This is a genomic window from Priestia sp. VA7 (assembly GCF_055710015.1).
In genome coordinates this window covers 1-5,551 of the sequence record NZ_JBVQPN010000027.1, presented here as the reverse complement: position 1 = coordinate 5,551, position 5,551 = coordinate 1, and the positions used below count along the sequence as shown (strand labels likewise).

The 5,551-nt window shown below is 37.1% G+C and carries 4 protein-coding genes, 3 rRNA genes and 2 other RNA genes; 2 read left to right on the top strand and 7 right to left on the bottom strand.

The genetic code is table 11. The features are described 5' to 3' along the window. A 16S ribosomal RNA gene (locus AC0C45_RS29855) occupies nucleotides 1–109 on the bottom strand; the annotation flags it as partial. 709 nt (nucleotides 110–818) lie between these two features. On the opposite strand from AC0C45_RS29855, the gene AC0C45_RS29850 reads away from it, so the two are divergent. Beyond that, entirely contained in the window at nucleotides 819–1,694 is an 876-nt protein-coding gene (locus AC0C45_RS29850; RefSeq protein WP_280169172.1) for a transcriptional regulator, read from the top strand. A 47-nt stretch (nucleotides 1,695–1,741) separates the two neighbouring features. Further along, nucleotides 1,742–2,266, top strand: a complete 525-nt coding sequence (locus AC0C45_RS29845) for a MerR family transcriptional regulator (RefSeq protein WP_280169161.1) — start codon at nucleotides 1,742–1,744, stop codon at nucleotides 2,264–2,266. Nucleotides 2,267–2,362: 96 nt separating this feature from the next. On the opposite strand, the gene ffs is transcribed toward AC0C45_RS29845, so the two are convergent. The 6 genes from ffs to AC0C45_RS29815 form a co-directional block, all read right to left on the bottom strand. Further along, nucleotides 2,363–2,627, bottom strand: an RNA gene (gene ffs, locus AC0C45_RS29840) — signal recognition particle sRNA large type. Between the two features lie 14 nt (nucleotides 2,628–2,641). Then, a non-coding RNA gene (gene ssrS / locus AC0C45_RS29835) (6S RNA) lies at nucleotides 2,642–2,830 on the bottom strand. A 655-nt stretch (nucleotides 2,831–3,485) separates the two neighbouring features. Continuing rightward, a complete protein-coding gene (locus AC0C45_RS29830) occupies nucleotides 3,486–4,046 on the bottom strand; it encodes a site-specific integrase (RefSeq protein WP_025908229.1) in 561 nt (186 codons plus the stop codon). 180 nt (nucleotides 4,047–4,226) lie between these two features. Continuing rightward, on the bottom strand, nucleotides 4,227–5,078 hold the full coding sequence (locus AC0C45_RS29825; protein ID WP_280169162.1) for a tyrosine-type recombinase/integrase: 852 nt from the start codon (nucleotides 5,076–5,078) through the stop codon (nucleotides 4,227–4,229). Between the two features lie 126 nt (nucleotides 5,079–5,204). Further along, nucleotides 5,205–5,320 (bottom strand): 5S ribosomal RNA (rrf, locus tag AC0C45_RS29820). 63 nt (nucleotides 5,321–5,383) lie between these two features. Next, a 23S ribosomal RNA gene (locus AC0C45_RS29815) occupies nucleotides 5,384–5,551 on the bottom strand; the annotation flags it as partial.

The window sequence follows — 5,551 nt, the reverse complement described above, 5'->3', positions numbered from 1 at the left end:
CGTCCGCCGCTAACGTCATAGAAGCAAGCTTCTAATCAGTTCGCTCGACTTGCATGTATTAGGCACGCCGCCAGCGTTCATCCTGAGCCAGGATCAAACTCTCCGAAGAAATGTTTGACTTGCTCATATAAAATAAAAAAATTAACGTTGACGTTTGTCGCTTTGTTCAGTTTTCAAAGAGCAATTTCAAAGACAGGATATTATCTTACAAAAAGAAATAAACCTTGTCAATAAACTTACTTTAAATATTGATCACTTCATTAAGTATAACTCATATATTCATAAAAGTCAACTTCTGCGAAGTTTTATTTTTTTCCAAAACGTGATGTTTCCTTCCGGATCTCAATCACATTCTCTATATTACACTACAGTTTCGTAGAAGTCAACTTCTGAAACTAAGGTATTTAATGGAAATGATTGTAAAAGATTTTATTAATCTGTTATTCAAAAGAATTACTTAAGCCGCCTTGTGTAGTTTAGTTAATTTTGGTATAAATAAATCAATTACATATGTTCGGAACATGAAAAAAGGTCAAAGCGTGTTGTAGAAAAGCTTATTAAGAGGATGGCCGTCCTCAAAACTTTACCGTGACTACACCACGGCAGCTTCTACCTACAACGTCCACCGTGACTTGTCCACGGTAAACATGTTGCTTCAACCTTGTGAAAAACATATTTATGTTGGTATTTTACGATATAAATATGCAATTGACAAGGGGAAGTACTGCTTTTCTGTCTAGGAAAGGTGTGTTTACCGTTTTTAAGCGGTAAACACACCTTTTTTTGTTTCCTAATTGGAGAGGGCGAGGGAGATAGAAATGACAGTAAGCAGAATCGTAACTCATGAAGAGTTTATTCATATGACAAATTATCAATCATATGCAGAAAGAGCACATCAAAAGAAAGAAATGAAAAAGATCCTTTTAGAGAAAGTAATGAAAACATACGGGGATACTTTTTACCGATTAAAAGAAGGAACAAGAAAAGCAATTGATATGTTATGTTTCTTCGCTACAGAACGTGGCTTTGTTTACGCAAGTGATCAGTATTTAGCAGATCGCTATGAAGTTTCTGATCGCACCATCCGAAATATTTTAGCAATGCTAAGAAAAAAAGGGTTAATTATAACAGTGTACCGTGGACTTAGTAATCATAATGGCCGTGGTTGCCCAATGCATTTATTTGTGGAGCACCCTTATTTTGAATATTGGACAAGCTATTTGAATTTAGAAAATTTCCAAGCTGATTTCCAAACCGAACATCCAGAAATCCCTTGTGGCAGTAAGAATTCAGAGGTAGAAAAAAAACCTACCTTTTATTTAACTTTTAATTCTTTAAATAAAATACGTACGGAATCTGTTCATTTATCAGCAGAATTTACACCTTCAATTGTTCCAGAGGATTTTAAAAATACCGTAAGGGTCTTTTTTAACGATGCTAAAGAAATACATGACATTTGGAAGAAAGCTTGTTTAGCTAATAGAATAAGTGGTTTAAATGTACCTTCAGAAGACATCATGCCTGTTATCCTTCAAGCATTCAAAGAGGCTATTTATGCTCTTAAACAAAATAAGATTAAAAAAGACTTTCAAGGATATTTCTTTGGAACTCTAAGAGGAATGCTTGCACTTGAAGCAAGACGAAAACATTTTAATCCTGAACATCCGTTATATTATAATTTTTTAGAAGCTTAATGCTGGAGATATAAAGTGAATATCTTAATGGAGTTAGGAGATTAAACATGAAGAAGTCACTGCTAACTATTGCAGAAATCGCAAAAGAATTGAACATGCCTGAATCTACTGTCCGTTACTATAGAGATCGCTTTATCAATTACATACCTTTTACAGGAAAAGGACGTGGCCGCCGGTATCGCCGGGAGACTATAGATATATTGCGTTTCATTGCGGAAGGTTTCAATCGCAGTCTAAACGCAGCCGAAATAGAAGAGGCTTTATCCCTAATGGTTGCAAGAAATGTGGAGGTTGAAAACGAAACCGCAACCACGACCGCAGCAGCGCAGCAGCAGCCTAATTTGAATGAGATTTCTGTTCAAGTAGACTTGGGTGAACAATTCCATGAATTAATGAACCAAGTTACTACTACGATGCAGCTGATGGCCCATCAAAAAGAAGAAATTAACGAGTTGCGGAACATTGTTGCGGAATTGCGGAAACAGCAACAAGAACAATCAGAATACATAGATGAACTATTGGCGGCCAAACGCAAAGGGAATCAGAAAAGATGGTGGGAAATTTGGAAGTGATAATAAATTAAGGTTTTTAAACAAAAAAGACAGTTGTACAAAACGAAAACCCTTAATTAATAAAAGTCTTCATTTTGTACAACTGTCTTTTAAAAACCGTGCACTCACCGTTGATATGGATAAATAAGCGCTGCATGTATAGTTAGCTCGGCTAGGTTAGTCTACAACACATAGAAGGTTCTACTTATGGCTGCTTCCTTCCAGACCTGACCATGTTCATAGATTTCTATTGCGCAGGACCCAACTTTCAACACTACTTGTACAAGCCTGACCTTACCTAAACAATACCTCTAGTGAGGATTCAACCCTGCTAAGGCGGATTGCAGGTTACAAGGCACCGCCATCTCCCCGTCTAGCACGGTATGTATAGGAAAAATAGTTCCCACTTATGTCGTCTTCCCAATCTGTTTTGTGAACCCGCGATCTCGCAGGTGGGTCTCCGCATGTTAACATTCCTGCGATCCTGTTTTATAGACAGGCATGGCATCAGTTAACAAATATAAGAATCCCGATTAAACAGTACGGTTCAAAACAAATAGGGCATAACGTGCATCGTAGGATCAGTTTTTAAGTTGCTAAATCGTCTATCGACTACATAATCTATATTATAGTATAACTTCGTAGAAGTCAAGTTCAGCGAAGTTATATTTAAATATAATTTTAAAACAGTTATGATGAATCATGGTCTAGACTGTCACTTATTTTACTTACATTGGTAACAATCTTGCCTTGTATAAAGTTGTTTTTTATTAGCATGTAATTGAAATAAAAAATATGAAATGCTTTTAAAATTAAAGTGAACATTGCTGTAAAAGTTAGAAAAAGGACATTAAATGATGGGGACGTAAAGGGGACATGGCTTCAAAATAGAGGGACACAAAGGGGACATTGAGGTTTTAAAGGGGGACGCGAAAGGGACATCCACCAAAAAAAGGGGACTCAAGGGGGACATATAGGGATTTTCTTTGCTATCACGGTTTTGCTAGGCTTTGCCTAGCCTATCACACCCTGTGATAGCAAAAACCCCTTATGCTCTTCAGAAATTTAAAGGGGCGGCCACGTTATTTTGGAACGCTCACGAAAAAAAGGTTTTCTATGAGCAAGATGGCCGCCGGTGTTTTCGGCAGGAATAAACAAAAAAAAGAAGGCATATGTATAGCATAAGATGGCTGTATGCCTCTAGTTTAAGCAGCCATCTTACTCTACGATTATGTCTCCTTTATAACGCAAAATCTTCTAATGTTCGATCAATCATGTCATCTGTAATCCCGATGTATCGGAGTGTAACAGACGGCGCCGAGTGGCCAAAGATTTGTTGCAACATGGCTACATCTTTTGTTCGTTGGTAGAAGTGATAGCCAAATGTTTTTCTCATGGTATGGGTACCGATGGCCCCTTTAATACCACACGCGCGTGCGGCGCTGTTAATGGTCCTCCAGGCCGTTTCTCTTCGAACATGACTTGTACCCTTCCGAGAAGGGAAAAGGAGGTCAGAATCGGCCATATGGCGCGTGTATTTTTCAATCTCTTGTTGAAGGTTATGTGGAATCCGAATTTTTCGTACGTGGCCTGTTTTTTGTTCTCGAAAACGAAGATGATCGGCCGACCGAACATCCATAACCCTTAAAGGTAAAATATCGCTAATGCGTAACCCAGAATTGATGCCAAAGACGAAAAGAAAATAATCACGATAGGATTTATGTAGTAAATGTTCTTTCATCATGCGAATCTTTTCTGGATCTCGAATGGGTTCCACGGTTTGCTGCCCTTTAATAAGCATAAACTCACCTCTCTATATATTCAGTATGTTACATTGAACTACGTCTATGTATTTAATATGTTGTATTGATTAGTTTATCATATTCAAAAACAAAGAAGAACCCTTGATAGATAAGGGTTCTTCTTTGTTTTTTATCTATGTTGAATGCAACATAGTGTTACTTTTGTTGTATTGGTTTGTTTAAGAAAACGCTTGTTTGATGGCTGAATCTAAATTCTGAACAGGCGACTTTAGATATTTTTTCGTTACATTGATATCTAAATGACCTGCTAATTCGGCAACAACTGCAATATCAATTCCTTTTTGAACTAATTGATTACAGAATGTATGACGTAACTTATGAGGAGTTACATTGTATTTCTTTAACATATATTGAACAGCTCTTGGAGTTATTCTTTGATGAAAATTTGACTCAAATAAAAATTCTTTTTCATTGTTCTGAGACGTAATATATTTCTCTAAATAATATTTCACTTCTTTAGAAAGTGGTATAGTACGGCCCTTTTCACCTTTAGATTCATGAACAGTTAAAGAACTTTGATTTGTAGTTAAATTAATATCATCTTGGTTTAACCCGCACAATTCAGATACTCGAATTCCTGTATGAAGTAAAACATATACGATAGCAATATCACGAGGGTTGCCGTCTTTTTTTACTTCAGCTAATAAATGATTGCACTCATCCAACGTTAAAGAATCTGGTGCTTCTTGATTCTTTTTATCTTTCTGTTTACGTTTGATGTCTTGAACTACATCTAATTTCTTAAGAAAGCGAGCAAACATACTGATTGTAGCAAAAGCTTTTTCTACAGTTGCTAAGCTTTTATTTTGAGACTCAAGATAATTAATATATTGTTGAACATCTTTTTTCTTTAAATGATTCAGATCCATTCCCTCACTGAGAAGCCATTCATGGAATTGATTAAGTACCGCACGGTACGTTTTAATAGTGTTATCAGATTTATCTGCTTCTGCTAACCACTGGCTAAAATCATCAATCAGCGGAATAACTTCTAGTTTGTTTTTTTTCAATCTAAATCCCCCACTCGTGATAATGTAATAACTTCAACTTAACATCTTACTTCGCAGAAGTCAAATTCAGCGAAGTTCATATATAGAAAAAAAGCATGTCATTTAATGACATGCTTTTTTTATTTTGCCTGGCAGCGTCCTACTCTCACGGGGACAAAGTCCCGACTACCATTGGCGCTAAAGAGCTTAACTTCCGTGTTCGGTATGGGAACGGGTGTGACCTCTTCGCTATCGCCACCAGACATGAGATTGTTCTCTCAAAACTAGGTAACAGTTTGCTGAGTAAAGCATGTACTTTTCAAATCTTGGTTAAGTCCTCGATCGATTAGTATCAGTCAGCTACACGTGTCGCCACGCTTCCACCTCTGACCTATCAACCTGATCATCTTTCAGGGATCTTACTAGCTTGCGCTATGGGAAATCTCATCTTGAGGGGGGCTTCATGCTTAGATGCTTTCAGCACTTATCCCGTC